This window comes from Bradyrhizobium sp. WSM1743 (assembly GCF_000473065.1).
Taxonomy (GTDB): Bacteria; Pseudomonadota; Alphaproteobacteria; order Rhizobiales; family Xanthobacteraceae; genus Bradyrhizobium.
The window spans coordinates 98,101-121,457 of sequence record NZ_AXAZ01000013.1; the positions used below are offsets into that span (position 1 = coordinate 98,101).

Here is a 23,357-nt window from a genome sequence, read left to right on the forward strand (position 1 = left end):
GGGGTTCCCCTTAGCAATGACGCTATCATGATGATGATCGATTGCGCCGCACTCGTGACGCGTTTTCGCGCTGCCCGGCCGGGAAATTTCGGCAACGCCGCCGAGGCGCGCCGCGCGAGCGATCGATTCAGGATCGTTCACCAAAGCAGAAGTCGCGCGTGCGGATGTGTTGCAAAGCAGCGAGATGATCGGGCATGGTTCCCGCGGACAAAAATCTGAAATGCAGAATTCCACCTGCGTCGGACGTCAAAAAGAAGCAAGAATTTGCATAGGAATGCAGGATGGAATTCCTGACGACCAGCGAAGCCGCCGATTATCTTCGGCTCGGCGAACGCAAGCTTTACGAACTCGTCACCACCGGTGCGATCCCCTGCAGCAAGGTGACGGGGAAATGGCTCTTCCCACGGCACGAGCTCGACCTCTGGGTCCTGTCGGGCCTCGCGCGTCCGGCCGGCATGCTGATCGCCGAGCCGCCGCCGGTCGTCGGCGGCGGCCAGGACGAACTCTTGGATTGGAGCCTGCGCGAATCCGGCTCAGGGCTCGGATCGATGAGCGAGGGCAGCGCGCGCGGGCTCGAGCGCTTGCAGCGCAACGAGGTGATGGCGGCGGCGGTGCACTTCCACGCCTTGGACGCCTCCGACAATCTCGCCAACGATGCCAGTGTCGAAGCCCTGCGGGCAGCTCCCGACCTGCATGATGCGGTGCTGGTCGCATTCGTGCGCCGCGAAGCGGGTCTGGTGCTGCCACACGGCAATCCCAAGCAGCTGCACGGCCTGACCGACGTGCTCGCAACCGGCGCCCGGATGGCGATGCGGCAACAGGGCACGGGCGCGCAGATGCTGCTCGACGTGCTCCTGAAGCGCGCGGGCGCCTCGACGCGGGATTTGCGCCGCATCGAGGCGCCGGCGCTGACCGGCCCGGATCTTGCCGAACTGGTCCGCGCCGGCCAGGCCGATTGCGGCATCGTGACGCGCGCCGCGGCGCGCTCGGCCGGTCTCGATTTCGTGCCACTGGTCTGGGAGAACTTTGACCTTGCGATGCGGCAGCGCAGCTATTTCCGTCCCGCCATGCAGGCCTTGCTCGGCCTCCTGAGCGAACGGCGGCTGCGCCAGCGTGCCGAGGAGCTGACCGGCTACGATCCCTCGCCCGCAGGACTGATCCGCTTCGCGGCCTGACGTTGACGCCTGCCCCCAAATAGTTGCAAAAGAAACCAATTCAGCCGGGCATACCCGGTGCAACACCGGCCAACGAGCCGGCTCAGGGGAGGACAAGCGTGAATCCAACCAGATTTGGACTGCCGGTCGCGGCCGCCCTGGCGGCGGCACTATTATCGGGTGCGGTGTCGGCGCAGGTTTCCGACGACGTCGTCAAGATCGGCGTGCTCACCGACATGAACGGCCCGGCCTCGGCGCCGACCGGCCAGGGCTCGGTGACCGCGGCGCAGATGGCGATCGACGATTTCGGCGGCACCGTGCTCGGCAAGCCGATCAGCGTCGTGATCGGCGACCATCAGCTCAAGGCCGATATCGGCGGTGCGATCGCGCGGCGCTGGTATGACGTCGATCAGGTCGATCTGATCGTCGATGTGCCGGTGTCGGCGGTCGGGCTCGCGGTGCAGAACATCGCCAACGAGAAGAAGCGGCTGTTCATCACTCACTCCACCGGCACCGCGGATTTCCACGGCAAGTTCTGCTCGCCTTACGCGATCCAATGGGTGTTCGACACCCGCGCGCTCGCGGTCGGCACCGCGGACGCGGTGGTCAAGCGCGGCGGCGACAGCTGGTTCTTCATCACCGACGATTACGCCTTCGGCCATTCGCTGGAGCGCGACGCCTCAGCCGTCGTCACCGCCAATGGCGGCAAGGTGCTGGGCTCGGTGCGGCCGCCGCTGGCAACGCCCGACCTCTCATCCTTCGTGCTGCAGGCGCAGGCCTCCAAGGCCAAGATCATCGGCATCGCCGCCGGTCCCCCCAACAACATGAACGAGATCAAGACCGGCGCCGAATTCGGCGTGTTCAAGGGCGGCCAGCAGATGGCGGCGCTGCTGGCGCTGATCACCGACATCCACGGGCTCGGCCTGCAGGCAGCTCAAGGCCTGCTCCTGACCACGTCGTTCTACTGGGACATGGACGACAAGACCCGCGAATGGTCGAAGCGCTATTTCGCCAAGATGAACAAGATGCCGTCGATGTGGCAGGCCGGCGTCTATTCGAGCGTGATGCACTATCTCAACGCCATCAAGGAGACCGGCACCGACGATCCGCTGAAAGTGGCGGCCAAGATGCGGGAGAAGCCGATCGAGGATTTCTTCGCCCGCAACGGCAAGCTGCGCGAGGACAATCTGATGGTGCACGACCTCTGGCTGGTGCAGGTGAAGACGCCGGAGGAGAGCAAATATCCGTGGGACTATTACAAGATCCTCACGACCATCTCCGGCGACAAGGCGTTCGGCCCGCCGGACCCGGCGTGTGCGCTGGTGAAGAAGTGACGAGGTAGCGGTTACGAAGCCGCGCGCGGTGCACCCTCTCCCCTTGTGGGAGAGGGTGGATTCGCGAAGCGAAGCCGGGTGAGGGGTCTCTCTCAGCGAATGCAACTGCCACCGGACTCGAGGGGACAACCCCTCATCCGGCGCTTCGCGCCACCTTCTCCCACAAGGGGAGAAGGAAGGAAGAGCGCGCTATTTCACCACGCCGATTTCGCGAAAATACTTCATCACCCCCGGATGGATCAGCTCCACCTTCGGCGCGGCCGCGACCGTGTTCGCGGCCGTGGTCTCGCAGGCCTGCGCGAGCTTCTTGCAGAATGTCGCCTCGACATCGTGCAGCGTCTTTGCGAGCCGATAGGCGACATCGTCAGGCAAATCCTCGCGCGTCAGCACAAAGCTCCAGGAGCCGAGCGAGGCGATCGGCTCGGTCTGCTTCGGATAGGAGCCGGCCGGCACGGTGAGCGGCTTCAGGAACGCGTGCTTGGCGCGGATGCGCGCGATCTCTTCGGCACTGGGCGCGATGAAACGCGCGCCTGATGCGCTCGAGGCCACTGCGGCAAAACCGGGCCAGCCGATGCCGGCGCCCCAGAGCGCGGCGACGCGGCCGTCGTCGACCATGGCCGGGCCGTCGCCGGCGCGGTCGAGATAGACCGCCTTGAAGTCCTCGTCCTGCTTCAGGCCAAGCCCGTCCAGCACATAGCGCGCCAGGATCGGCAGGCCGGAGCCCTTGGCGCCGAACGCGACGGGCTGACCGACGAGATCAGCAATCGTCTTGTAAGGACTATCCGCCCGCACCACGAACATGCCGGGGTTGGAATAGATCGCGGTGAGGATCTTCAAGCGAACCGGCGCGCGTCCGATGCCGGCAAAGGCCTCATAGGCCGGCTCGCCCGCGACCAGCGCGAGATCGAGCTCGCCCTTTTCCAAAAGCGGGATGTTCTCGTTGCTGCCCTTGGTGTTGCGGGGTGCGATGGACATTTGCGGATCGGCCGCGTTCATCACCTCGGCGAAGGCATTGCCATAGAGCGGAAAGCCGCCGCCGGGGGTTGCGGTGCCCAAGCTGATCGTTGAGCTGATCGTCGTGGTCGGAATGGCCGTACCTCCGGTTTGAGCGGCGGCGGGGCTTGCGAGCAACGCCGCGCTGATGAGGATCGTTGCGAATCTCATGGTCGTTCCTGGCGGACCTGCGTCAACACCGACTTGCGGCGATGTAGGCAGCGGCCGGTTTTTGTGAAAGCATGCGCCTCAACGACAATAGAACAATGGGAGGTGTCATGTTGCGAATTTTGCGTAACGGTGTTTTCGGGCTCGCAGTTCTCTTAGGTCTTTTCAGCGCCACCCCGCCCGCCTCCGCCGCCTATCCCGAGCGCCCCGTGCACTGGCTGATCGGCTTTGCCGCGGGCGGCCCGGTCGACATCGTGGCGCGGATCATGGCGCAGTGGCTGTCGGATCGTCTCGGCCAGCAGGTCATCGTCGAGAACCGCACTGGATCCGGCGGCAACATCGCCGCGGCGGCCGCGATCAACTCGGCGCCGGACGGCTACACGCTGCTGTTCGTCGCGCCCAACAACGCGATCTCGACTTCGCTCTATAAGAAGCTGCCGTTCGACTTTTTGCGCGACACCGTGCCTGTCGCCAGCATCATGCAGCTCACCAACATGCTCGTCGTCTCCAACGCGTTTCCGCCGAAGACGGTTCAGGAGTTCATCGACTATTGCAAGGCCAATCCCGGCAAGATCTCCTTTGCCTCGTCCGGCAACGGCACCTCGGTGCACATGTCGGCCGAGCTGTTCAAGGTGATGACGAAGTGCGACATGGTGCACGTGCCCTATCGCGGCTCGGCCATCGCCTTCCCCGACATCATCTCCAACAAGGTGCAGCTGATCTTCGACAATTTGCCCTCGGCGATGGAGCAGGTGAAGGGCGGCAATGTCCGCGCGCTCGGGGTGACCTCGCCGCAGCGCTGGCCGAGCGTGCCCGACGTGCCCGCGATCGCCGAGACCGTGCCGGGATTCGAATCGGTCGGCTTCTACGGCATCTCCGCGCCGAAGGGCACCCCGCCCGAGGTGATCGAGATCCTCAACAAGGCCGTCGGCGAAGCGCTGAAGGACCCGAAGCTGGTGGCGCGCCTCACTGAAGTCGGCGGCATCCCCAAGCCGATGACATCAGCCGAGTTCGGCAAGCTGGTTGCGGACGAAACCGAGAAGTGGCGCAAGGTCGTGGAGTTCGCCGGGGTTTCGGTGGACTAGGCCGAGGCCCATCCGCTTGCTTGCGAGACATCTGGGGACCCGCGGGTCCCCCTCAAACAAAAAGTCGAAAAACAACCCCATGCACAGTAGACGAGGCCAGCAATTACAAGGGGTTACCGACCACCAAACGAGCCTTGCCGGAGCTCGATTTGACCCGTCGGGCAAAACAGGACTATAAGGGCATCATCGCAGATTTCGGGTATTCAAAAAATCGGGCGCGCTGGCGTTCCTATCCGCCGGAGCCAGCATTGCACCCCCGCCTCCATCCCTGTAAACGAACCGCGCACCGTTGCCGGCGCGCGTTCCCGCGAGCTGTCTCGCGGCGGGGCCTGTAGCTCAATGGTTAGAGCCGGCCGCTCATAACGGTCTGGTTGCAGGTTCGAGTCCTGCCGGGCCCACCAATAGAATCAGCAACTTATCAGACCCCGTTTCGTCTGATCGGAATCACCGCACCAGAAACCGCACCAGATACGACCCCTTTTCGTTCGCCGGCGGGATCGCGCTTGGCGATTTTCTCGACGGCGTCGGACAAATAGTCGGGATGGTGATGGCCGTACGTGTTGAGCAGAACCTCAAGCGACATTCCGAGATAGCCTGCCGCCTGCCAAGGATCTGCCCCTCTCTGCATCAGCCAAGTAGCCGCGGTGTGGCGCAGAGTGTGAGGCGAGATGCCCGGACCAAGCCCTGCAAGCCTCACAGCACTCTTGAACGCCGTTTTGACCGAGGTAATGGGCCTTCCGTTGTACTCGACGAAATGCTTCGCCTCTGGATCAATCCGGTGCCAGCGCCGCAGATGAGCTAGCAAGCGAAAGGGGATTGGCACCGTCGGTTGCCGCTTGTTGGTTTTGGCGCTGCCCTGTTTCAGACGGTAGTAGCGGCCGCGCTCCAGGTCTACATAGGAGCGACCGATCGCCGGAATGGGAGACGCGGCTGCAATAGCTCCCGCACGGGTTCCGCTGTAGATGCCCAACAAAATGAACCGCGCAAGATGGCGAAGGGGACGCTTGCTTGTGGGGACCTTCACGTCCTCCATCGGACGGCGCGAGCCTTTTTGCATTTCGCGATAGCGCCAGCAGGTCCAAACCAATTTGGCCGCATCGCTGCGCGTCAGCCACTTGTCTCGCGGTTGCCCCTTCGCCGGCAGCGACACCTTCACGATTTCCCGATGATATCCTTCGGCTGCATGGTGACCAATGGCAGCGCGGAGGTCTTCCAGGTCTCTGCGCGCGCCTCCCCTTTTGCCGCGCTTCTTGGCGTATGAGCGACATGCCTGCCCATTTACCTCGCCCAGCATTTTTGCTCCCCACCACTCGTTCAACCGTTCGATCCGCTTCTTGAACTTGCGGATATCGGGGATGGTATCTTCGCTCTCGCTATCGACATTGAAACGCCCCCGAAGCTTGTCCAACTGCGCGTCCAAATAAATCGAGAGGACATCCGCAATAGCGATATCGTCTATGTGGCGAATTCGTCGCTTTGGGGTGTGTTTAGAGCTTATGTAGTCTCTTAGCTTTTGCTCCGCTGCCGCAATCTCATTTGCAGCGCAGCCTGTGCTGACATCCCGGCCGTTGTCTCTGATGATCCAGGTTGCCTGGTGGCTGATCTTCCCGCTCTTGTTTCGGCGGGCGGCCTTGAGCTGAAGTCGGGCCCCCTTGCTTCTTCGCGGCATAGCTCTCGCATCCGTTCGATATGAGCCAGCGTTGTAAAATCCTTGCCGGCAATCTTCTCGATAACCAATCCATTACGATCGCGCTCACGACGCAAACCCGCGACCGTCATTCCTCCTAAAGGAAACGCGATCTTCACGGCATCAGCAAGGCGAAGATGGGTATCAGGTGTAATTTCAGGTTGCGTCGATCCTTTCGGACCTGTAAACCGCCCGCGCTCGTGCGTCAGCACCACATGACAAGCGATCGAGACCAAAGCAGCTCAACACCAAGAACGCCGCGCGCGACGCTGATCAGACGCAGGCACAAAACTCCGAAAAGCAGTGCTTCATAATCTTTTGGAAGCTTGTCCAGATTTCGAGCGCCTTCACTCTTGCCGCGTCCCGCATCATGTTCCACAGCCAAGTCCGTGATCATGCGCGCAGACTGACCGATTTCCACGCCAGGCTGGCCGAACATACGACAGCCGATCCCACACTCTTTGTTCGGCCGCATTTTCGGGTTTGATCGAAATACGGCGCCATTCACAGCAGTGGAGCACAGGGTGACCGAGCCGCGTGGCATCTCGAAAAAACAAGCTGCGGCTTACGCTGGCTGCGAGTCGCTTTCGGCGTTCAACGAATGGGTTCGACGCGGAATCATGCCTAAACCGATTCCCGGAACACGCAAATGGGATAGAAAAGCTATTGACGCGGCCCTTGACCGGCTATCTGGTTTACAGCCTAAGATTGAAGCTCAACTAACACCATACGACGCATGGAAGGCTTCCCAGAATGCGAGTGCGGCTGAAAGGGATCAACTGGTCCATAAAAAAGCTCGCTGACGGTACATCGAAGACCTACTGGTACGCTTGGAAAGGAGGCCCGCGCATTGACGCGGAACCCGGCACACCGGAGTTTATGCGCCTCTACAACGAAGCAGCGTCGTCGTACACAACGAAGAATGCCGAGACGTTCAGCTCGCTCATTGACTACTTCAAGGACTGTAGCGAGTACAAAGATCTCGGCGACAAGAGTAAGCGCGCTTACGATGGATATCTCAAGCTCGTCGAGGCCAAGTTTGGATCGATGCCAATCGGCGCTCTCGAAGACAAGCGCGCGAGGGGTGACTTCAAAGAGTTTCGTGATTCATTCTCCGATACGCCGCGCAAGGCGGACTACGTTTGGACAACGATTGCGCGTGTTCTGTCCGTTGCGAAGGATCGCGGCAAGATCGCAGTGAACGTTTGCGAGCGCGGCGGGCGGCTTTACGACTCTGACCGATCGGAGATCGTGTGGAGCGCCGAGGACATCCGGGCCTTCTGCAGCGTTGCGTCCGTTGAGCTGCAGGCGGCTCTACTGCTTGCACTGTGGACGGGCCAGCGCCAAGGGGACCTGCTGCGCCTAACTTGGAAGGACTACGATGGCACGTACATCCGGATGCGTCAGTGTAAGGGACGCGGCAGCAAGGGCAGGCGCCGTGTAACCATACCGGTGGGGCCGCCGCTTAAGACAGCGCTTGATGCTGCGCTCAAGGAAAAGCGCTCTGCAGTGACCATTTTGGTCAATTCATTCAGACGGCCGTGGACGGAGGACGGCTTCAGGACGAGCTGGGACAAGGCGTTTAAGAAAACGTCCTTGGAGGACCTGCACTTCCATGATTTGCGCGGCACTGCTGTTACGCGTCTCGCGCTATCCAACTGCTCGGTGCCGGAGATCGCCTCGATCACCGGCCACTCGATGAAGACCGTGCAAGAGATCCTGGACGCGCACTATCTGGGTGGCCGGCTCGAACTCGCGGAGTCAGCGATCAAAAAGCTGAGCGAAGTGTACGGGTAGGAACAACAGATTGGGATGTGGATCGATTCCAGAAGAAGGCGTTCTTGGTCGCCATGAGAGAGTGGGACTCTCCCCCGAGAGGGCTCGGAGACCCCTTGTTTACAAGCCTAACCTTCATTTCAGGGCTTCTTGAACGGCCGGTGCTACACCGAGGTGCTCCACCATGCCGACGATCAAGATGCCCAAGCCCATCAAACGACCGACCTCCGCGAACTATTGGATCCGCAAGAAGGTCCCGTCCGACCTGCGCCCGCTCGTCGGCAAGACCGAGATCTGGGCCAGCCTCGGAACCAGCAAGGATCGGGAAGCCACCATCAAGATCGCGCGCAGAGAACGCGAAAATCGAGGCCGAATGGGGCCGGCTGCGGGCCGAGAGAACGCGACTCCGGTGGCAGCCGATGCCTTCGTGCCCGAGCCCTTCAAGCTCACCCATCAGGATCTGCACGCCCTCCGCAAGGAAGAACACACCCGGATCAGCGACCATTGGATGAAGGAGCCACCGACCGGATTCGCCAAACTGAGAATGGGCCACACGGCCGACGAGGAGTCGCTCCAGCTGGACGCGATCGATCTGTTGCAGGGTGGCGGCTATGAGGCTTCGCCGGCCAACGTGGCGCGCCTGATGCCGCTCCTGGTCCAGCCCAGGCGCGAGGCCGTTTCAGACGTCGAACATGCCCGGGTCGGCGAGTACGATAAAATCGCCAATCTGGTGAATATTCGGAACCGTGAAACCGGCCGAGCCAGTCCGCAAATCTTGCAATCGACCTGCTCGCGATCGATGCCGATGCTGTGACCAATGATGTCATGGCAATCTCCCGAAGATTTTGAATGAGTTCAATATCCTGCCGCAGGGCGACGTCTGCATTGCGCTAGGTCAAACGCGACGGCATTCGCCGCGGCCAGCTGCTCGCCGGCGTCAGGTCGCGCCGCTCTCTAACGGCACAACAATGCGGCGGTAAATATGCCAAGTGGTGTGGCCGAGCACCGGGAGTGTCACTGTGCTTGACCGGAATGTCGATTTCGTTACCGCGATGATCACTAGCGTGCGCGCGGTCGCGGCCAGTCCTTTGCCGATGATGCCGCCGCCCCCGGCTGGAGCGATCGCGTCTCATCATCGTCATCGGAAATCGCCCGCCAGGCGGCGCCGTCGAGATCGTCATACTGGCCGCTGCGAAGCGACCAGAGGAAGGCGACGAGACCGGCACCTCCGAGCATCAAGGCAAGCGGGACCAGGATGACCAGGATCTCCATCACACGATCTCCCGCGAGGCGCTGCGGGCACGCAGCGAGTTCAACATGACCAGGATTGACGACCCGCTCATGGCGGCCGCTGCAATCAGGGGCGTCACGACACCGCTGATCGCAACCGGCACGGCAAGAACATTGTAGCCGATCGCAAGCCAGAGGTTCTGCCGCATCAGGTGCAGCGCCTTGCGCGAAGCGTCGATGGCGGCGACGACGGGGACCAGCGGCCGGCCGAGGAAGACGAGATCGGCGGTGGCCTGGCTGAGATGCGCGGCCGAGATCGGCGACATCGAGACATGGGCTGCCGCGAGCGAAGGCGCATCGTTCATGCCGTCGCCGACCATCAGCATCTTGGCGCCACGCTGTTTCAATTGCTCGATCCGCGCGATCTTGTCGGCCGGCGTGACGCCGGCGCGCCATTCGGGAATGCCGAGCACGTGCGCCGCCGCCTGCACCGCCGGCTCGCGGTCGCCGGAAAGGATCTCGATGCCGATGTTGCGCGCCTTCAGCGCCGTGATCACGGCTTGCGCGTCGGGGCGCAGGCCCTGGCGGACGGAAAGGATGAACTTTTCGTTGCCCTTGCTGAAGGCCACGATGGAGGCTTCGGGATCGAGCGTGGCGCCGCCGACCAGCGTCTCGGCGCCACAGAACGACGGACGGCCAAGGCGAAGCTCGACACCGTCGACGGTCGCGCGGACGCCTTGACCGGATTCCTCGACAGCACCGACGATCGGAGACTTCGCACCGGCGGCCTGCGCAACTGCGGCTGCGACCGGATGATGGCTCGACAGCGCGAGCCGACCGGCGAGCGCGAAGATATCGGCAGGGATGTCGGCGGCGTTCATGACTTCGAGATCGGGCAGCGTCAACGTGCCGGTCTTATCGAAGATGACATGGTCGGCTTCGGCCAGCCGCTCGATCGCGTCGCCCGCATTGAGCAGCACCCCCGCCTTGAACATCGCGCCCGAAGCCACCGTCTGCACCGTCGGGATCGCGAGACCGAGCGCGCAGGGGCAGGTGATGATCAGCACGGCGACGCCGGTCACGATCGCATCATGCCAGCTCGCGCCGGCAATAACCCAGCCGAGGATGGTCAGGAGCGCAGTCGCGTGCACCACCGGCGCGTAGAGCCGCGAGGCGCGGTCGGCGAGGCGCATGTAGCGCGAGCGCGCCTGGAGCGCGTGATCGAGCAGCCGCGTGATCTCGGCGAGCAGCGTCGCCTCCGAGGCCGCCGCGACCCGCACCCGCAAGCTGCCGGAGATGTTCATCGATCCCGCATAAACCGGCGTGCCCTGCTCGGCCGTGACATAGAGCGTCTCGCCGGTGATCAGGCTCTGGTCGATCTCGGAACGCCCTTCGATCACGGTGCCGTCCACCGCGCAGCGCTCGCCGGGCCGCAGCAGCACGATGTCGCCGGGATGGATAGCCGCCACCGGCACCTGCGAGATCTCGTCGGGACCTACGAACTTCGCGGCCGTCTCCGCCTTCAGCGCCGCGAGATTGCCGGCGACCGCGCGGGTCCGCCGCCGCATGTTCTGGTCGAGGAAGCGGCCGACCAGGAGAAAGGTCAGCAGCATGATCGCCGCGTCGAAATAGGCGTGCTCGGCGTGATGGATCGTCTCGACCACGGACATGCCGAGCGCAAGGATTACGCCGATCGAGATCGGCACGTCCATGTTGGTGGTCTTGGCCGACAGCGCGCGCCAGGCCGAGCGGAAGAAGGGCTGGCCGGCATAGGCCGCCGCCGGCAGCGCGATCAGCGCCGACAGCCAGTGGAAGAAGTCGCGCTGCTCCGGCAGCATGTCCGAGACGTTGCCGGACCACACCGGGATCGACAGCATCATCACGTTCATGGTGGCGAATGCCGCAACCCCGAGGCACCGCAGCAGGAAACGCGATTCGGCGACCTCTGCCACCTCCGCGCTCTCGGTCTCGAACGGATAGGCCTTGTAGCCGAGCTCCTCGAGGCGATCGATGAAGCGGCCGGGATCGAGCGTGCCCGCCTTCCATTCCAGCGCGACGCGGTGGTCGGTGAGGTTGACGCGCGCCAGCGTGACATCGGGGATGGCCGAGAGACCACGTTCGATCTTCGCCATGCACCCGGCGCAGTGAACGCCCTCGACCGCGAGGTCAATGTGCTGGACGCCCTCGCCCGCATCGCGAACATAGTGAGAGAAATCGCGCGTGACCTGCATGCAAAATCCTTCAGTTCAGGATCACGCGGTTGCGCGACAGGAACACGCGCGTCCCCCGCGCCTCGCCCTCGATCACCAGATTCCATTGGCCCGGCGCGGCGGACGCGGCATTGCCGCGATAGAGCCCGATGCCGGTTTCGGTGAGCTCGACGGCGAGATCGGCGCGCTTGTCGGTCGGCCGCTCCAGCCGGCCGCCGAACTTCAGCCCGGAGATCGGCTGGCCGCCGGCCTCCCGGGCCTCGACCTGGATCGAGGCGCCGCCGTCGTTCCGGCGCTCGATATGGGCGCTGATCTTCCATTTGCGCGCGGCCTGGTCCTGCGCCGCCGAGATCTCGCGGTCATAGACGAGGCCCGCGGCATAGGGGCTGTCGACATCGGTGCCGGGCAGCGTCGCGATCGCGAGCTTCATCATGGTCGCGTTGACGCCGATCACGACGCCGAAGAAGGCGACCAGCATCAGCAAGACCTTGGTTCCGGTCAGCGGTTTGGAGGCCATGGCAGTCTCCTCACTCCTTAAGGCGAGACGAAATTGTCGGTGGCGGAAGCGACGACGCCGAGCCCGATGTCGGTGACGTGGAAGTGGACCGGAATCGACTTCTCCGGATTGTTCTCGGCCGGCGCGGTGACGAGAAGCCGGAGCTCGCTCGTCGAGTCGCGCGGGATCACGATCATCGGCCGATCCGGCGTCACCGAATCGACGCCGATGACGTGAATGGTCAAATTGACCGGCCCGTCGGCGTCGATCGCGACGACGCGGTCATAGCCGCTCTTGTTGAGCAGCCGGACCGTGTAGGCGTTGCGGATCGAGCCATCGCTGAGCTTAACCGCGACCGGGTTGCGGTCATGCAGCACGTTGACGTCGAGCAGACTGCGCGTCGCCAGCGTATAGATCATGAAGCCGCCGACCGCCGCGATGATGGCGCTATAGACGACGGTGCGGGCGCGGACGATCCGGTAGACCGGCGCCTTGCCTTCCTGGCGGCGATGGATGTTGATGTCGTTGTCATAGCCGATCAGCCGCTTCGGCCGACCGATCTTGGTCATCACGTTGTCGCAGGCATCGATGCAGAGCCCGCACTGGATGCACTCCATCTGCGGTCCGTTGCGGATGTCGATGCCGGTCGGGCACACCGCGACGCACTGGTAGCAATCGACGCAATCGCCGACCTCCTGGCCGAGCGCGCGCAGCTCGGCGGCCTTCTTCACCGACGTGCGCTTCTCGCCACGATCATAGCGGTAGGTGACGTTGAGCGCCCATTCGTCGGTGAGCGCGGCCTGGATGCGGGGCCACGGGCACATATAGGTACACACCTGCTCACGCATGTAGCCGGCGAGCAGATAGGTCGTTGCGGTGAGAATGCCGATCCAGACATAGGCGATCATCGGCGCCTGGAAGGTGGCGAGCTCCTTCACCAGGGTCGGCGCGTCGTTGAAGTAGAGCACCCAGGCGCCGCCGGTCCACCAGGCGATCATGAGCCAGATCGAATGTTTGAGCACGATCTCGGAGATGCGCTCGAGCTTCATCGGGTCGGACGATTTGTCCTTCTTCATCCGCTCGCGCCGGTCGCCCTCGATCAAGCGCTCGACGGCATAGAACAGGTCGGTCCAGACCGTCTGCGGACAGAGATAGCCACACCAGATGCGGCCGCCGATGGAGTTCATCAGGAACAGCACCACCGCCGCGACGATCAGCAGGCCGGTGAAGTAGTAGACCTCCTGCGGCCACAGCTCGATGAAGAAGAAGTAGAAGCGGCTGTTGGGAATATCGATCAGCACCGCCTGGCTGGGCGCGCCGAGGCCGCGATTCCAGCGCACGAAGGGCAGGAAATAGTAGACGCCGAGGCAGAACGCCATCAGGGCCCATTTGATCCGGCGGAACGTGCCGGAGACGCTCTGGGGGTAGACCTTCTTGCGGGCCGCGTAGAGCGGCCCGACGTCGTCGGCCGGCTTGAGATGGTTCGGGTTGACGGTCTTGTTCATCGCGGGATCTTTTCGAGAGGTGCGATTGAACCTAGACCCGGCGCCGGCAAGTCCCTTGATCCAACGCAAACGGGGGCGCTTTTCTTCGCCCCCGCCATAAGTCGTCGGTCGTGGATCGGCCTATTTGCCGCCGCCGAGCGAGTGGACATAGACCGCCATCGCCTTGATGGTGGCGGGATCGAGCCGGCCTTCCCAAGCCGGCATCACGCCGGCGCGGCCATGGCTGATGGTCTCGATCAGCGTCGCTTCATCCGAGCCGTAGAGCCAGATCTTGTCGGTCAGATCAGGTGCGCCCAGCTCTTGGTTGCCCTTGCCGGCGTCGCCATGGCAGGCAGCGCAATTCTCCGCAAAGATCTTCTGGCCCTTGGCGGCATCGTAGCCGTTGCGGGTCGAGAGACCCGACAGCGAACGCACGTAATTGGCGACCGTGATGATCTCATCGCCCTTCAGCACGCCGTCCTTGCCGAAGGCGAGCATCTGGCCCTCATGCGTCTTGGCATGGCCGGACCGCGCGCCGAACTGGATGGTCTGCATGATCTGGTCGAGCGTGCCGCCCCACAGCCAGTCGTCGTCGTTCAGGTTCGGATAGCCCTTGGCACCGGCGGCGCCGGAGCCGTGGCACGGCGCGCAATTGTCGCCGAACACGGTCCTGCCCTTGGCGCGGGCGAGCGCCAGCAGAGCGGGATCCTTCTCGATGTCGGCGAGCGAGGCCGCGCCCAGCGCCGTCATCCTGTCACCGCGGATCTTCTCGAGATTGGCGAGCTCGACCGCGACGTCGGCGCGTGAGGAGTAGCCGAACATGCCCGTGGTGTTGCTGGAGATCAGCGGCCAGGCCGGATAGACGATCCAGTAGCCGATCGCCCAGACGATGGTGAGGTAGAAGCAGATCACCCACCAGCGCGGCAGCGGCGTGTTGAGCTCCTTGATCCCGTCCCACTCGTGTCCGGTCGTGGACTTGCCGGAAACGGAATCGAATTCGCTATGATCGGTCATGGTCTCTCACTCTTCCCGCAACGGCAGGTGTGCTGCCTTGTCGAACGCAGCCTTGTTACGGGGCCAAAAAGCGTAGGCGATGATCGCGAGAAAGATCGCGACGAACACCGGCGTCCAGATCGTGGTCACGAGACCGGACGCGAGATTGTCGAGTGTCAGGATGGCTTTCATCGTTGATGCCTTCTCAGCGAAGATTGGCTTTCTCGTTGTAGATCTTGAAATCGACCAGGGTGCCGAGCATCTGCAGGTACGCGATCAGCGCGTCCATCTCCGTCGGCGTTCCGGTCTTGCCGTCGAAATTGCGCACGACGGCCTTGGCATAGCGCTTGGTGAAGGCGTCGATGCCGGCATTGTCCGGATCGGCCTGGGCCTTCAAATCGGCGCCTGCGCTGGCGATCTGCTCGTGGGTGTAGGGCACGCCGACGGTCCGGAGCGTGCGCATGTGGTCGGCAATGGCGTCCGGATCGACCTCGTTCGCGCTAAGGAACGGATAGCCCGGCATCACCGATTGCGGCACGATCGCGCGCGGGTTGGTCAGATGGGTGACATGCCAGTCGTCGGAATATTTGGCGCCGACGCGGGCGAGATCCGGACCGGTGCGCTTGGAGCCCCACTGGAACGGATGGTCGAACATGCTCTCGGCGGCGAGCGAGAAGTGGCCGTAGCGCTCGACCTCGTCGCGCAAGGGCCGGACCATCTGCGAGTGGCAGAGATAGCAGCCCTCGCGAACGTAGACGTTGCGCCCCGCCAGCTCCAGCGGCGTGTAGGGTCTGACCCCGTCGACCTTCTCGATCGTGCTCTTGAGGTAGAACAGCGGGGTGATCTCGACGAGACCGCCGATCGCGATCACCAGCAGGATGCCGACGACGAGAATGATCGAATTCTTTTCGAAGACTTGGTGGCGTGTCCAGAACGACATGGTGGAGCTCCTCATTCCGCCGGCTGAAGAGCGACGGGCATCTGGACCTCCTGTTCGCCGACGCGAACCGTCATCCAGAGATTATAGGCCATGATCAGCGCGCCGATCAGGAACAAGCCGCCGCCGGCTGCGCGGATGATGTAGAAGGGATGCATCGCCTCGACGGTCTCGATGAAGGAATATTCGAGGAAGCCGAGCGAGGTGTAGGCGCGCCACATCAGGCCCTGGAGAATGCCGGACACCCACATCGCCGAAATGTAGAGAACGATGCCGAGGGTCGCGATCCAGAAGTGCCAGTTGACGAGCTTCAGGCTGTAAAGGCCCTTGCGATTCCAGGCCCACGGCACCAGACAGTACAGTGCGCCGAAGGAGACGAAGCCGACCCAGCCGAGCGCGCCGGAGTGGACGTGGCCGATGGTCCAGTCGGTGTAGTGGCTGAGCGAGTTGACCACCTTGATCGACATCATCGGGCCTTCGAAGGTCGACATGCCGTAGAAGGCGACGGAGACCACGAGCATGCGCAGCACGGGATCGGTGCGCAGCTTGTCCCAGGCGCCCGACAGCGTCATCAGACCGTTGATCATGCCGCCCCAGGAGGGCATCCACAGCATGATCGAGAAGGTCATGCCCAGCGTCTGCGTCCAGTCCGGCAGCGCCGTGTAGTGCAGGTGGTGCGGGCCGGCCCAGATGTAGAGGAAGATCAGCGCCCAGAAGTGGATGATCGACAGCCGGTAGGAATAGACCGGCCGCTCGGCGCGCTTGGGGATGAAGTAGTACATGATGGCGAGGAAGCCGGCGGTCAGGAAGAAGCCGACCGCGTTATGGCCGTACCACCACTGGAACATGGCGTCCTGGATGCCGCCCCAGGCGATGTAGGACTTCGAGCCGAACACCGAGACCGGGAGCGCCGGATTGTTGCCGAGATGCAGGACCGCGATCGTCACGATGAAGGCGAGATAGAACCAGTTCGCGACGAAGATGTGCGGCTCCTTGCGCTTGAAGATGGTGGCAAGGAAGACGAGCAGATAGACCACCCAGACGATGGTCAGCCACAAATCGGCGTACCATTCCGGCTCGGCATATTCCTTCGACTGGGTGACGCCGAGCAGATAGCCGGTGCCGGCGATCAGAATGAAGAAGTTGTAGCCCACCACGACGAACCACGGCGCGAGGTCGCCGGCAAGGCGCGCGCGGCAGGACTTCTGCACCACGTAGAAGGAGGTCGCGATCAACACGTTGCCGCCGAAGGCGAAGATCACGGCGGAGGTGTGCAGCGGCCGCAGGCGGCCGAAGCTGATCCAGGGCAGATCGAAGTTCAGCGCGGGCCAGGCCAGCTGCGAGGCGATGATGAGGCCGACGAGGAATCCGGCAATGCCCCAGAACATCGCCATGAACGCCGAGAACTTGATCGGCCCCATGTTGTAATTCGGGCGGCCGTTGATTTCCTGGGGTGGCAACGCCGCTGGCCGCTCGAAGTAGCGGTTGACGATGAAGAACACCGCAGCCAGGCTCGCGGCCGCGCTGAGGGCAGCGTGGAAGGCGAAGGGCGCATCGAGCGCCTTGGCCGAGGCGATCACGCAGAGAAAAGCGGTGACTGCGAACACGACAGCCAGGCCGCTTTCACCGATGGTCATGGATTTGGAGATGGAGGGCTGGCTCATGCGGATTCTCTCTGAAAGAACACGCTGCCAGAAACCACATTCACCCTCGCGGGGAATTGATTGAAATCAAGATGGATGGATTTCTGTTAACGTGAGCCGACACGCCGCCAGTTGAAGTGCCCTCTCCCCTTGTGGGAGAGGGCAGTGAGAAAGGTGCGGCAAACTCGTTTGGGTGAGGGGTCAGCTCCGCAGTGACAACTGTTTCCTCATCCGGCGCCATAGCCGAAGCTCTGCTTCGGCGTTTCTAAGAACGGCGGCCGAAGGCCGCCTATGCCACCTTCTCCCACAAGAGGAGAAGGGAGGAAAAGAAGCCTCTCCGTAAACCTCTTCACTCCCGCGCCGTCGCCTTGAGCGCCGCGATGACGTCCTCGCGGGCAATGATGCCGGCCAGCTTCTGTGCACCGTCGAGCACAATGATGCTCCTGATACGGTGCTCGACCATGATCTGGAGCACACGCGTGAGCCGCGTGTCCGGGCTGACATAGATGAACTCGGGCGTCATGACGTCGCCGATCTTGCGGCTCATCAGGTCATCGTAGCGCGGCAACATCTGGTTTGGGGTGAAGGCGAAGCACTTCAGAATGTCGAATTTGGTGACGATGCCGACCACTTGCCCGTCGTCCTCGACCGGATAGCTGTTGAAATCGTCGGTCTCGAACATCTCGCTGAGCTGGAACAAGTCGAGGTCGCGCTGCACCGTCTTGACGTTGCGCGTCATGAAGCCACCGGCAGTCTGTTCAAGAAATCTATACATGGCGCGTGCTCCTCGATTCCATATTGACGGGCCGGCGCTCAGTGCGACAGCAGCACGCTGCGCGCGCTTTGCGTGACCAGATACTGGGTGACGCCTCCCAGGATCAGTTCGCGAAATCTCGAATGACCATAAGCACCCGCGACGATCAGGCCGGCGCCGACGTCGCCGGCGACTTTCTCCAATCGCGCCGCGGGGGTTTCGTCTGCTGCAGCGTCCGAGACGTGTGCGGTCGCGGTGACGCTGTGACGGCCGAGCCAGGCGGCAACGTCGGTGACGCCGGCCACCACGGCCGAGCGGTCGTCGTCCTGCTCTGGAATTTCAACGATCGTGACGTCCCTCGCCTTGCGCAGCATCGGCAGCGCGTCGGCCACCGCCCGCCGCGCCTCCGGCGTGTCCTTCCACGCCACCAGCACGCTGCGCAGATCGAGCCCGCTGGCGCGATCGGGGACCACGAGAAGCGGGCGGCCGGCCTGCAGCACCAGATTCTTGGGGCTCGCGAGCGAGAAAGCGTCGGAGACGGCCGGGCTCTTCCCGCCGCTGACGACGATGTCGGCGCAACGCGCCTGCGCCAGGACAAATCGTGCCGGAAAATCCAAGGCGCTGCGCCACTCCACATGCCTGCCGCGATTTTTGGTGGCCGCGCGGAATTGTGCTTCCAGGCCGGCCAGCTGCCGCTTGACCGAAGCTTCGCCCGCATCGATCAGCGCTTGCGCCTCGGTGCCGTCGGTGAAGTAGAGCGGCGGCAGGAACTGCGCCGCGGCGACCCCGACGATGGCAGCTTCGAATCGTTCGGCGAGTTCCCCCGCGACCTGAAGACGCGCCTCGTTGGGGTGATCGAGCGCCAAGCTGACCATGACGGTCGCGTATCTCATAGGGTATCTCCAGCATCACAATTTTCTTGAATCCTAAACCTGCTGCCGCGCGGCAGGCTGAGATAGATCAAAGCAAGCGCTTCCGGCTCCCTCGCCGCTCAATGGAAATCCGCCAGTGAATTCAACGTCCGCGCTTGCCTCCGAGTGCGCCCTGGGCGAAATTGCGGGAGCGGCAAAGGCATCCTGCCCGCCCGCCGAGAACAGGAGCAGAGCTTGGCGCCGAGCCGCGTGACCCATCCCGCAGACGATGGTCGGGAAGAGCATTTCCGGGTCCGCATCGAGGGATTCGGCGTGGGTACCTGGGACCTCGATCTGCAGACGCGCGAACTTGAATGGTCGGACACCGCCAAGCGGCTGTTCGGCCTCGAGCGGAACCAGGCCGTCAGCTACGATCTCTTTCTTTCGTTGCTCGAGCCGAGCGATCGGGACCACCTCCTGAAGGCGATCTGGCGCACCTCGGAGGGCGACGGGGGACTTGACCTGTCCTTCAAGGTCGGCGGCGCGTCCGGAAAGGGGCAATGGATCCGAGCCAGGGCCGATGTGATCCGGGACGATTCGGGCGCGCCACGTCACCTCAGCGGGATATTCCTCGACATCAACGAGGAAAAGCAGCTCGAGGACGCCCTGCGCTCCCAGGAGAATCACCTTCGCTCGATTCTCGAAACGGTGCCCGACGCCATGATCGTCATCGATTCACGCGGCATCATGCAGCTCTTCAGCAGCGCCGCGGAGCGGCTGTTCGGCTACAGCAGGCAGGAAGCCATCGGGCGGAACGTGAACATTCTGATGCCGGAGCCGGATCAGTCGCGTCATGACGGCTATATCGCGCGCTATCTCAAGACGAATGATCCGCACATCATCGGCATCGGCCGGATCGTAACTGGCAAACGCCGCGACGGCACGACTTTCCCGATGCACCTGTCCGTCGGGCAGACGCAACGCGCGAGCGAGCCCTATTTCACCGGCTTCGTGCGCGACCTCACCGAGCACCAGCAGACCCAGGCGCGGCTGCAGGAGCTGCAATCCGAGCTCGTGCACGTATCGCGGTTGACCGCGATGGGCGAAATGGCCTCCGCACTCGCACACGAGCTCAATCAGCCGCTGGCGGCGATCAGCAACTACATGAAAGGATCGCGGCGCCTCCTCGCCGGCAGCAGCGATCCCAACGCGCCGAAGGTCGAAAGCGCGCTGGATCGGGCGGCGGAGCAGGCCTTGCGCGCCGGCCACATCATCCGCCGCTTGCGCGACTTCGTCTCCCGCGGCGAATCGGAGAAGCGGGTCGAGAGCCTGTCCAAGCTGATCGAGGAAGCCGGCGCGCTCGGGCTCGCCGGCGCGCGCGAGCAGAACGTGCAGCTCCGCTTCAGCCTCGATCCCGACGCCGATCTCGTCCTCGCCGACCGGGTGCAGATTCAGCAGGTGCTGGTCAACCTGTTCCGCAACGCGCTCGAAGCCATGGCGCAGTCGCCGCAGCGCGAGCTCGTCGTCGCCAACACGCGTGTCGCCGACGGCATGATCGAAGTGGAGGTCTCCGACACCGGCATCGGTTTCCGGGACGACGTCATTCCAAACCTGTTTCAGACCTTCTTCACCACCAAAGACACCGGCATGGGTGTGGGACTGTCCATCAGTCGCTCGATCATCGAGGCACACGGCGGCCGCATGTGGGCCGAGAGCAACGCGGCCGGCGGCGCGACATTCCGCTTCACCTTGCCGGCAACCGACGAGAGCTGATTCATGACGACCAAGGGAAATGTCTACGTCATCGACGACGACGCAGCGATGCGGGACTCGCTGAATTTCCTGCTGGATTCCGCCGGCTTCGCCGTCACCCTGTTCGACGACGCGCTCGCCTTTCTCGAAGCCCTGCCCAACCTTGAGTTTGGCTGCGTCGTCTCTGACGTGCGCATGCCCGGCCTCGATGGGATCGAGCTGCTGAAGCGGATGAAGGCGCAGCAAAGCCCGTTCCCGATCGTGATCATGACCGGTCATGGCGACGTGCCGCTCGCGGTCGAGGCGATGAAGCTCGGGGCGGTCGATTTCCTGGAAAAGCCATTCGAGGATGACCGCCTCACTGCCATGATCGAGACCGCCATCCGCCAGGCGGAACCGGCTGCCCAGAGCGGGGCCCTGGTCCAGGACATTGCCGCCCGCGTCGCCTCCTTGAGCCCAAGGGAGCGCCAGGTCATGGAGGGGCTGGTCGCGGGGCTTTCCAACAAGCTGATCGCGCGCGAGTACGACATCAGCCCGCGTACCATCGAGGTCTACCGGGCCAATGTGATGACCAAGATGCAGGCGAGCAGCCTCTCGGAACTGGTGCGGCTGGCTATGCGCGCCGGCATGCTGAAGGATTGAGGCGAACCGGTTTGAGACAGGTCAAGACGGGCCGGTCCGCCCGTGCTACGCGATCCGGATGATCGAAATCGGCTCGCACCATCAGCGGCTATCCATGGCATCGTCGGCACAGCCCATCGTCTACGTGGTCGACGACGACGATGCTGTGCTGGGATCGCTGCGCTTTCTTCTGGAAACCGACGGCTTTGCCGTGCGGACGTTTCGGAATGCCACAGCACTGCTCAACGCTGCGAGCCTGCCCGGAGCGGACTGCTACGTGATCGACTACAAGATGCCCGATATCAACGGCATCGAGCTCGCCGGCCGGCTGCGCCAGTTCGACGGCGATACCCCGGTGATCCTGATCACCGGCTATCCGGACGACTATATCTCGGCCCGGGCCGCCGCGGCAGGCATAAAAGACGTAATCCTGAAACCGCTTCTCGATGAAGGTTTGGCGAAGAGCATCCACCGGCTCATTCAAAGCCGGCACGGAAATTAGCGCCTGGCGTCAGAACGCGCTCCTGTGCTGTGAAATCTAGCTGCGGGGTCGCTAAATCCACATCGGCTCGCCGCACTCGCTGGGGCCGTGATCGGTCATGCAGGCCGCGCTCCACGGCGGGGCCGCAATCTGACGACCCTCGATCGGGTTTGAATGCGATCGATCGGTGACGGTGTTGGCTCGAGACCGGGCTGCCGTCGCCGAGACCAGCAAGGCAGCCAGAACAGGTGGGACGAATTTCGCTATCATCGGGCGTCTCCTTTTATGCGAACGCTTCCGACAACAGGACTTGGCATGGCGGCTTGATATTTCCCCGGACACCGAAGTGTGAGAACGTATCCCAGACGACCTACGGGGTTCTACGTAAGGCACCTCCCTTAAGACATCTCGCGAAATTTTCGCAGCACCCGATACCGCGTATCAAAGCGCCATCACAACGGAGATGGCCCAAATGCTGATGCAGACCCTCAACACCCAGGCGATCAACACCCAAATCGGTGGCAAGATTGCCTCCTCCCTTCCTGTCTCCGACCAGTTCGGCGCGATCGCTCGCCATGTCGGTCTCGTCGCCACCGAATTCACCTATCGCAAGGACGAGGAGATCTACGGTGAGGATGAGCCGGCTGAATATGTCTACCAGGTCGTCTCCGGCGCAGTTCGCACCTATAAGCTTCTCTCCGACGGCCGTCGCCAGATCGGTGCCTTCCATCTTTCCGGCGACGTGTTCGGCCTCGAATCAGGCGCCAGCCACCGCCTCGCCGCCGAAGCCATCATCGACACCAATGCGCGGCTGGTGAAGCGTGCGAGCCTGGAAAGGGCCGCCGGCACTGACGTGCAGGTCGCCCGCAAGCTCTGGGCGTTGACCGCCGGCGAGCTGCGTCACGCCGAAGACCACATGCTGCTGCTCGGCCGCAAGACCGCGATGGAGCGCGTCGCAACCTTCCTGCTCGAAATGGATCGTCGCCTTGCGGTGGCCGGTATGATGGCGTTGCCGATGTGCCGCCGCGACATCGGCGACTATCTCGGCCTCACGCTCGAGACCGTGTCGCGCGCGCTGTCGCAGCTCCACGCCCAAGGCATTCTCGGCTTCTCCGGCGCCCGCCAGATCGTACTCCGCAAGCGCCAGCACCTGCGTGATATGGACGCGTGATGCCAACCAGTAACAGGTCATCGTCTCAGATGCCAGGGAAAGCAAAACTGCGGAAGCTCTCTTGACCGTCCGTTCCGGAGGGTCCGCCGCATTTTGCGATTGGGAGTCGATCCGTTCTTCGCAGTGACAAATAGCGTTCGTGGATCGGCTTATGACGCTACGTCGCAAGATCTACCACATTTTGGAGCAAGGCCCCTCGAGGCTCTGCGAGCTTGGCCGCGAGTACTGGCCTCATATCAGCGATCGTGGTCAGGCTTCTGGCTACCACACGCGAATCCGTTCCCGAACTCGCACGTCGATATGCGCCCGCCTTCCAATCCACCGAAGTCTCAGTGGCCGTGATCTTTTGCGCGGAGTATCTGGCACGTGTCTGGACCGCGGCGGAGCACGCACCCTGGCGGCACTTTGGAGTCTTCGGGTCGCGGCTTCGTTTCATGGCCGACCTTGCCGGGGATCATTGATCTCGCTGCCATATTGTCGATTTTGCTGGCTCCCTTTGGCGCTCCGGAACTGAAGACGTTGCTCGTGTTTGCGCCT

General features: G+C 63.0%; 25 protein-coding genes and 1 tRNA gene. 12 read left to right on the plus strand and 14 right to left on the minus strand.

Going from position 1 to position 23,357, the window contains the following annotated elements:
- Nucleotides 1–27 precede the first annotated feature (27 nt).
- The 3 genes from YU9_RS49555 to YU9_RS0111100 all read left to right on the plus strand — a co-directional run bounded on the left by YU9_RS49555 (nt 28) and on the right by YU9_RS0111100 (nt 2,488).
- Nucleotides 28–219 (plus strand): hypothetical protein, encoded by a 192-nt coding sequence (locus tag YU9_RS49555; RefSeq protein WP_156951816.1) that lies wholly within the window; start codon nt 28–30, stop codon nt 217–219.
- A 62-nt stretch (nt 220–281) separates the two neighbouring features.
- Nucleotides 282–1,175, plus strand: coding sequence for a helix-turn-helix transcriptional regulator (locus YU9_RS0111095; protein WP_027572889.1), 894 nt, complete (start codon nt 282–284; stop codon nt 1,173–1,175).
- A gap of 98 nt (nt 1,176–1,273) precedes the next feature.
- Nucleotides 1,274–2,488 carry an ABC transporter substrate-binding protein gene (locus tag YU9_RS0111100; RefSeq protein ID WP_027572890.1) on the plus strand — a complete coding sequence of 405 codons (1,215 nt, stop codon included), beginning with the start codon at nt 1,274–1,276 and terminating at the stop codon, nt 2,486–2,488.
- Between the two features lie 189 nt (nt 2,489–2,677).
- Here the strand turns inward: YU9_RS0111100 and YU9_RS0111105 are convergent, their stop codons facing one another.
- Nucleotides 2,678–3,652 (minus strand): TAXI family TRAP transporter solute-binding subunit, encoded by a 975-nt coding sequence (locus tag YU9_RS0111105; protein ID WP_027572891.1) that lies wholly within the window; start codon nt 3,650–3,652, stop codon nt 2,678–2,680.
- Between the two features lie 107 nt (nt 3,653–3,759).
- On the opposite strand from YU9_RS0111105, the gene YU9_RS0111110 reads away from it, so the two are divergent.
- Nucleotides 3,760–4,734: a tripartite tricarboxylate transporter substrate binding protein gene (locus YU9_RS0111110; protein WP_027572892.1), complete on the plus strand. Its 975-nt coding sequence runs from the start codon at nt 3,760–3,762 to the stop codon at nt 4,732–4,734.
- Nucleotides 4,735–5,059: 325 nt separating this feature from the next.
- A tRNA-Ile gene (locus YU9_RS0111115) sits at nt 5,060–5,135 on the plus strand.
- A gap of 17 nt (nt 5,136–5,152) precedes the next feature.
- Here YU9_RS0111115 and YU9_RS41295 read toward each other — a convergent pair.
- From YU9_RS41295 to YU9_RS0111125, 3 genes are all read right to left on the minus strand, one after another.
- Nucleotides 5,153–6,142 carry a tyrosine-type recombinase/integrase gene (locus YU9_RS41295; RefSeq protein WP_371259140.1) on the minus strand — a complete coding sequence of 330 codons (990 nt, stop codon included), beginning with the start codon at nt 6,140–6,142 and terminating at the stop codon, nt 5,153–5,155.
- A 98-nt stretch (nt 6,143–6,240) separates the two neighbouring features.
- Entirely contained in the window at nt 6,241–6,657 is a 417-nt protein-coding gene (locus tag YU9_RS49830; RefSeq protein ID WP_245266348.1) for an excisionase, read from the minus strand.
- Nucleotides 6,627–6,860, minus strand: coding sequence for a hypothetical protein (locus tag YU9_RS0111125; RefSeq protein WP_027572894.1), 234 nt, complete (start codon nt 6,858–6,860; stop codon nt 6,627–6,629). Before YU9_RS0111125 ends, YU9_RS49830 begins: the two co-directional genes overlap by 31 nt.
- 85 nt (nt 6,861–6,945) lie before the next feature.
- Between YU9_RS0111125 and YU9_RS45640 the strand changes: the two genes are divergently transcribed.
- The 3 genes from YU9_RS45640 to YU9_RS0111135 all read left to right on the plus strand — a co-directional run bounded on the left by YU9_RS45640 (nt 6,946) and on the right by YU9_RS0111135 (nt 9,011).
- Entirely contained in the window at nt 6,946–7,224 is a 279-nt protein-coding gene (locus tag YU9_RS45640; protein ID WP_084298945.1) for an AlpA family transcriptional regulator, read from the plus strand.
- On the plus strand, nt 7,175–8,218 hold the full coding sequence (locus YU9_RS0111130) for a tyrosine-type recombinase/integrase (protein WP_027572895.1): 1,044 nt from the start codon (nt 7,175–7,177) through the stop codon (nt 8,216–8,218). Before YU9_RS45640 ends, YU9_RS0111130 begins: the two co-directional genes overlap by 50 nt.
- 163 nt (nt 8,219–8,381) lie before the next feature.
- Nucleotides 8,382–9,011: a DUF6538 domain-containing protein gene (locus YU9_RS0111135; RefSeq protein ID WP_027572896.1), complete on the plus strand. Its 630-nt coding sequence runs from the start codon at nt 8,382–8,384 to the stop codon at nt 9,009–9,011.
- A gap of 245 nt (nt 9,012–9,256) precedes the next feature.
- Here YU9_RS0111135 and ccoS read toward each other — a convergent pair whose 3' ends face one another.
- The 10 genes from ccoS to YU9_RS0111185 form a co-directional block, all read right to left on the minus strand.
- A complete protein-coding gene (ccoS, locus tag YU9_RS0111140) occupies nt 9,257–9,469 on the minus strand; it encodes a cbb3-type cytochrome oxidase assembly protein CcoS (RefSeq protein WP_027572897.1) in 213 nt (70 codons plus the stop codon).
- Nucleotides 9,469–11,658, minus strand: coding sequence for a cation-translocating P-type ATPase (locus YU9_RS0111145; RefSeq protein ID WP_027572898.1), 2,190 nt, complete (start codon nt 11,656–11,658; stop codon nt 9,469–9,471). The genes ccoS and YU9_RS0111145 overlap by 1 nt, the downstream gene beginning before the upstream one ends.
- 10 nt (nt 11,659–11,668) lie before the next feature.
- A complete protein-coding gene (locus YU9_RS0111150; RefSeq protein WP_027572899.1) occupies nt 11,669–12,154 on the minus strand; it encodes a FixH family protein in 486 nt (161 codons plus the stop codon).
- Nucleotides 12,155–12,171: 17 nt separating this feature from the next.
- Complete coding sequence (gene ccoG, locus YU9_RS0111155) at nt 12,172–13,638, minus strand: cytochrome c oxidase accessory protein CcoG (RefSeq protein WP_027572900.1); 1,467 nt, start codon at nt 13,636–13,638, stop codon at nt 12,172–12,174.
- A gap of 120 nt (nt 13,639–13,758) precedes the next feature.
- Entirely contained in the window at nt 13,759–14,631 is an 873-nt protein-coding gene (ccoP, locus tag YU9_RS0111160; RefSeq protein WP_027572901.1) for a cytochrome-c oxidase, cbb3-type subunit III, read from the minus strand.
- A gap of 6 nt (nt 14,632–14,637) precedes the next feature.
- Nucleotides 14,638–14,802 (minus strand): CcoQ/FixQ family Cbb3-type cytochrome c oxidase assembly chaperone, encoded by a 165-nt coding sequence (locus YU9_RS0111165; RefSeq protein WP_027572902.1) that lies wholly within the window; start codon nt 14,800–14,802, stop codon nt 14,638–14,640.
- A 13-nt stretch (nt 14,803–14,815) separates the two neighbouring features.
- Complete coding sequence (ccoO, locus tag YU9_RS0111170) at nt 14,816–15,550, minus strand: cytochrome-c oxidase, cbb3-type subunit II (protein ID WP_027572903.1); 735 nt, start codon at nt 15,548–15,550, stop codon at nt 14,816–14,818.
- A gap of 11 nt (nt 15,551–15,561) precedes the next feature.
- A complete protein-coding gene (gene ccoN, locus YU9_RS0111175; RefSeq protein WP_027572904.1) occupies nt 15,562–17,211 on the minus strand; it encodes a cytochrome-c oxidase, cbb3-type subunit I in 1,650 nt (549 codons plus the stop codon).
- Nucleotides 17,212–17,539: 328 nt separating this feature from the next.
- Entirely contained in the window at nt 17,540–17,965 is a 426-nt protein-coding gene (locus YU9_RS0111180; RefSeq protein ID WP_027572905.1) for an HPP family protein, read from the minus strand.
- Between the two features lie 38 nt (nt 17,966–18,003).
- Nucleotides 18,004–18,837 (minus strand): universal stress protein, encoded by an 834-nt coding sequence (locus YU9_RS0111185; protein ID WP_027572906.1) that lies wholly within the window; start codon nt 18,835–18,837, stop codon nt 18,004–18,006.
- 213 nt (nt 18,838–19,050) lie between these two features.
- On the opposite strand from YU9_RS0111185, the gene fixL reads away from it, so the two are divergent.
- The 4 genes from fixL to YU9_RS0111205 all read left to right on the plus strand — a co-directional run bounded on the left by fixL (nt 19,051) and on the right by YU9_RS0111205 (nt 22,820).
- Nucleotides 19,051–20,568 (plus strand): sensor protein FixL, encoded by a 1,518-nt coding sequence (gene fixL, locus YU9_RS0111190; protein WP_027572907.1) that lies wholly within the window; start codon nt 19,051–19,053, stop codon nt 20,566–20,568.
- 3 nt (nt 20,569–20,571) lie between these two features.
- Nucleotides 20,572–21,189: a response regulator FixJ gene (gene fixJ / locus YU9_RS0111195; RefSeq protein ID WP_027572908.1), complete on the plus strand. Its 618-nt coding sequence runs from the start codon at nt 20,572–20,574 to the stop codon at nt 21,187–21,189.
- A gap of 58 nt (nt 21,190–21,247) precedes the next feature.
- Entirely contained in the window at nt 21,248–21,670 is a 423-nt protein-coding gene (locus tag YU9_RS0111200) for a response regulator (protein ID WP_027572909.1), read from the plus strand.
- A gap of 451 nt (nt 21,671–22,121) precedes the next feature.
- Nucleotides 22,122–22,820, plus strand: a complete 699-nt coding sequence (locus YU9_RS0111205) for a helix-turn-helix domain-containing protein (RefSeq protein WP_027572910.1) — start codon at nt 22,122–22,124, stop codon at nt 22,818–22,820.
- The last annotated feature ends 537 nt before the right edge of the window (nt 22,821–23,357 follow it).

Coding starts and splice junctions, on each gene's coding strand:
- YU9_RS0111110 (WP_027572892.1), top strand. CDS start 3,760: ATGTTGCGAATTTTGCGTAACGGTGTTTTCGGGCTCGCAGTTCTCTTA.
- YU9_RS0111105 (WP_027572891.1), bottom strand. CDS start 3,652: ATGAGATTCGCAACGATCCTCATCAGCGCGGCGTTGCTCGCAAGCCCC.
- ccoO (WP_027572903.1), bottom strand. CDS start 15,550: ATGTCGTTCTGGACACGCCACCAAGTCTTCGAAAAGAATTCGATCATT.
- fixJ (WP_027572908.1), top strand. CDS start 20,572: ATGACGACCAAGGGAAATGTCTACGTCATCGACGACGACGCAGCGATG.
- ccoP (WP_027572901.1), bottom strand. CDS start 14,631: ATGACCGATCATAGCGAATTCGATTCCGTTTCCGGCAAGTCCACGACC.
- ccoG (WP_027572900.1), bottom strand. CDS start 13,638: ATGAACAAGACCGTCAACCCGAACCATCTCAAGCCGGCCGACGACGTC.
- YU9_RS0111165 (WP_027572902.1), bottom strand. CDS start 14,802: ATGAAAGCCATCCTGACACTCGACAATCTCGCGTCCGGTCTCGTGACC.
- YU9_RS0111185 (WP_027572906.1), bottom strand. CDS start 18,837: ATGAGATACGCGACCGTCATGGTCAGCTTGGCGCTCGATCACCCCAAC.
- YU9_RS0111095 (WP_027572889.1), top strand. CDS start 282: ATGGAATTCCTGACGACCAGCGAAGCCGCCGATTATCTTCGGCTCGGC.
- YU9_RS0111205 (WP_027572910.1), top strand. CDS start 22,122: ATGCTGATGCAGACCCTCAACACCCAGGCGATCAACACCCAAATCGGT.
- YU9_RS49555 (WP_156951816.1), top strand. CDS start 28: ATGATGATGATCGATTGCGCCGCACTCGTGACGCGTTTTCGCGCTGCC.
- YU9_RS0111135 (WP_027572896.1), top strand. CDS start 8,382: ATGCCGACGATCAAGATGCCCAAGCCCATCAAACGACCGACCTCCGCG.
- YU9_RS0111145 (WP_027572898.1), bottom strand. CDS start 11,658: ATGCAGGTCACGCGCGATTTCTCTCACTATGTTCGCGATGCGGGCGAG.
- YU9_RS0111180 (WP_027572905.1), bottom strand. CDS start 17,965: ATGTATAGATTTCTTGAACAGACTGCCGGTGGCTTCATGACGCGCAAC.
- YU9_RS0111125 (WP_027572894.1), bottom strand. CDS start 6,860: ATGTTCGGCCAGCCTGGCGTGGAAATCGGTCAGTCTGCGCGCATGATC.
- ccoS (WP_027572897.1), bottom strand. CDS start 9,469: ATGGAGATCCTGGTCATCCTGGTCCCGCTTGCCTTGATGCTCGGAGGT.
- YU9_RS0111130 (WP_027572895.1), top strand. CDS start 7,175: ATGCGAGTGCGGCTGAAAGGGATCAACTGGTCCATAAAAAAGCTCGCT.
- YU9_RS0111150 (WP_027572899.1), bottom strand. CDS start 12,154: ATGGCCTCCAAACCGCTGACCGGAACCAAGGTCTTGCTGATGCTGGTC.
- YU9_RS0111200 (WP_027572909.1), top strand. CDS start 21,248: ATGATCGAAATCGGCTCGCACCATCAGCGGCTATCCATGGCATCGTCG.
- ccoN (WP_027572904.1), bottom strand. CDS start 17,211: ATGAGCCAGCCCTCCATCTCCAAATCCATGACCATCGGTGAAAGCGGC.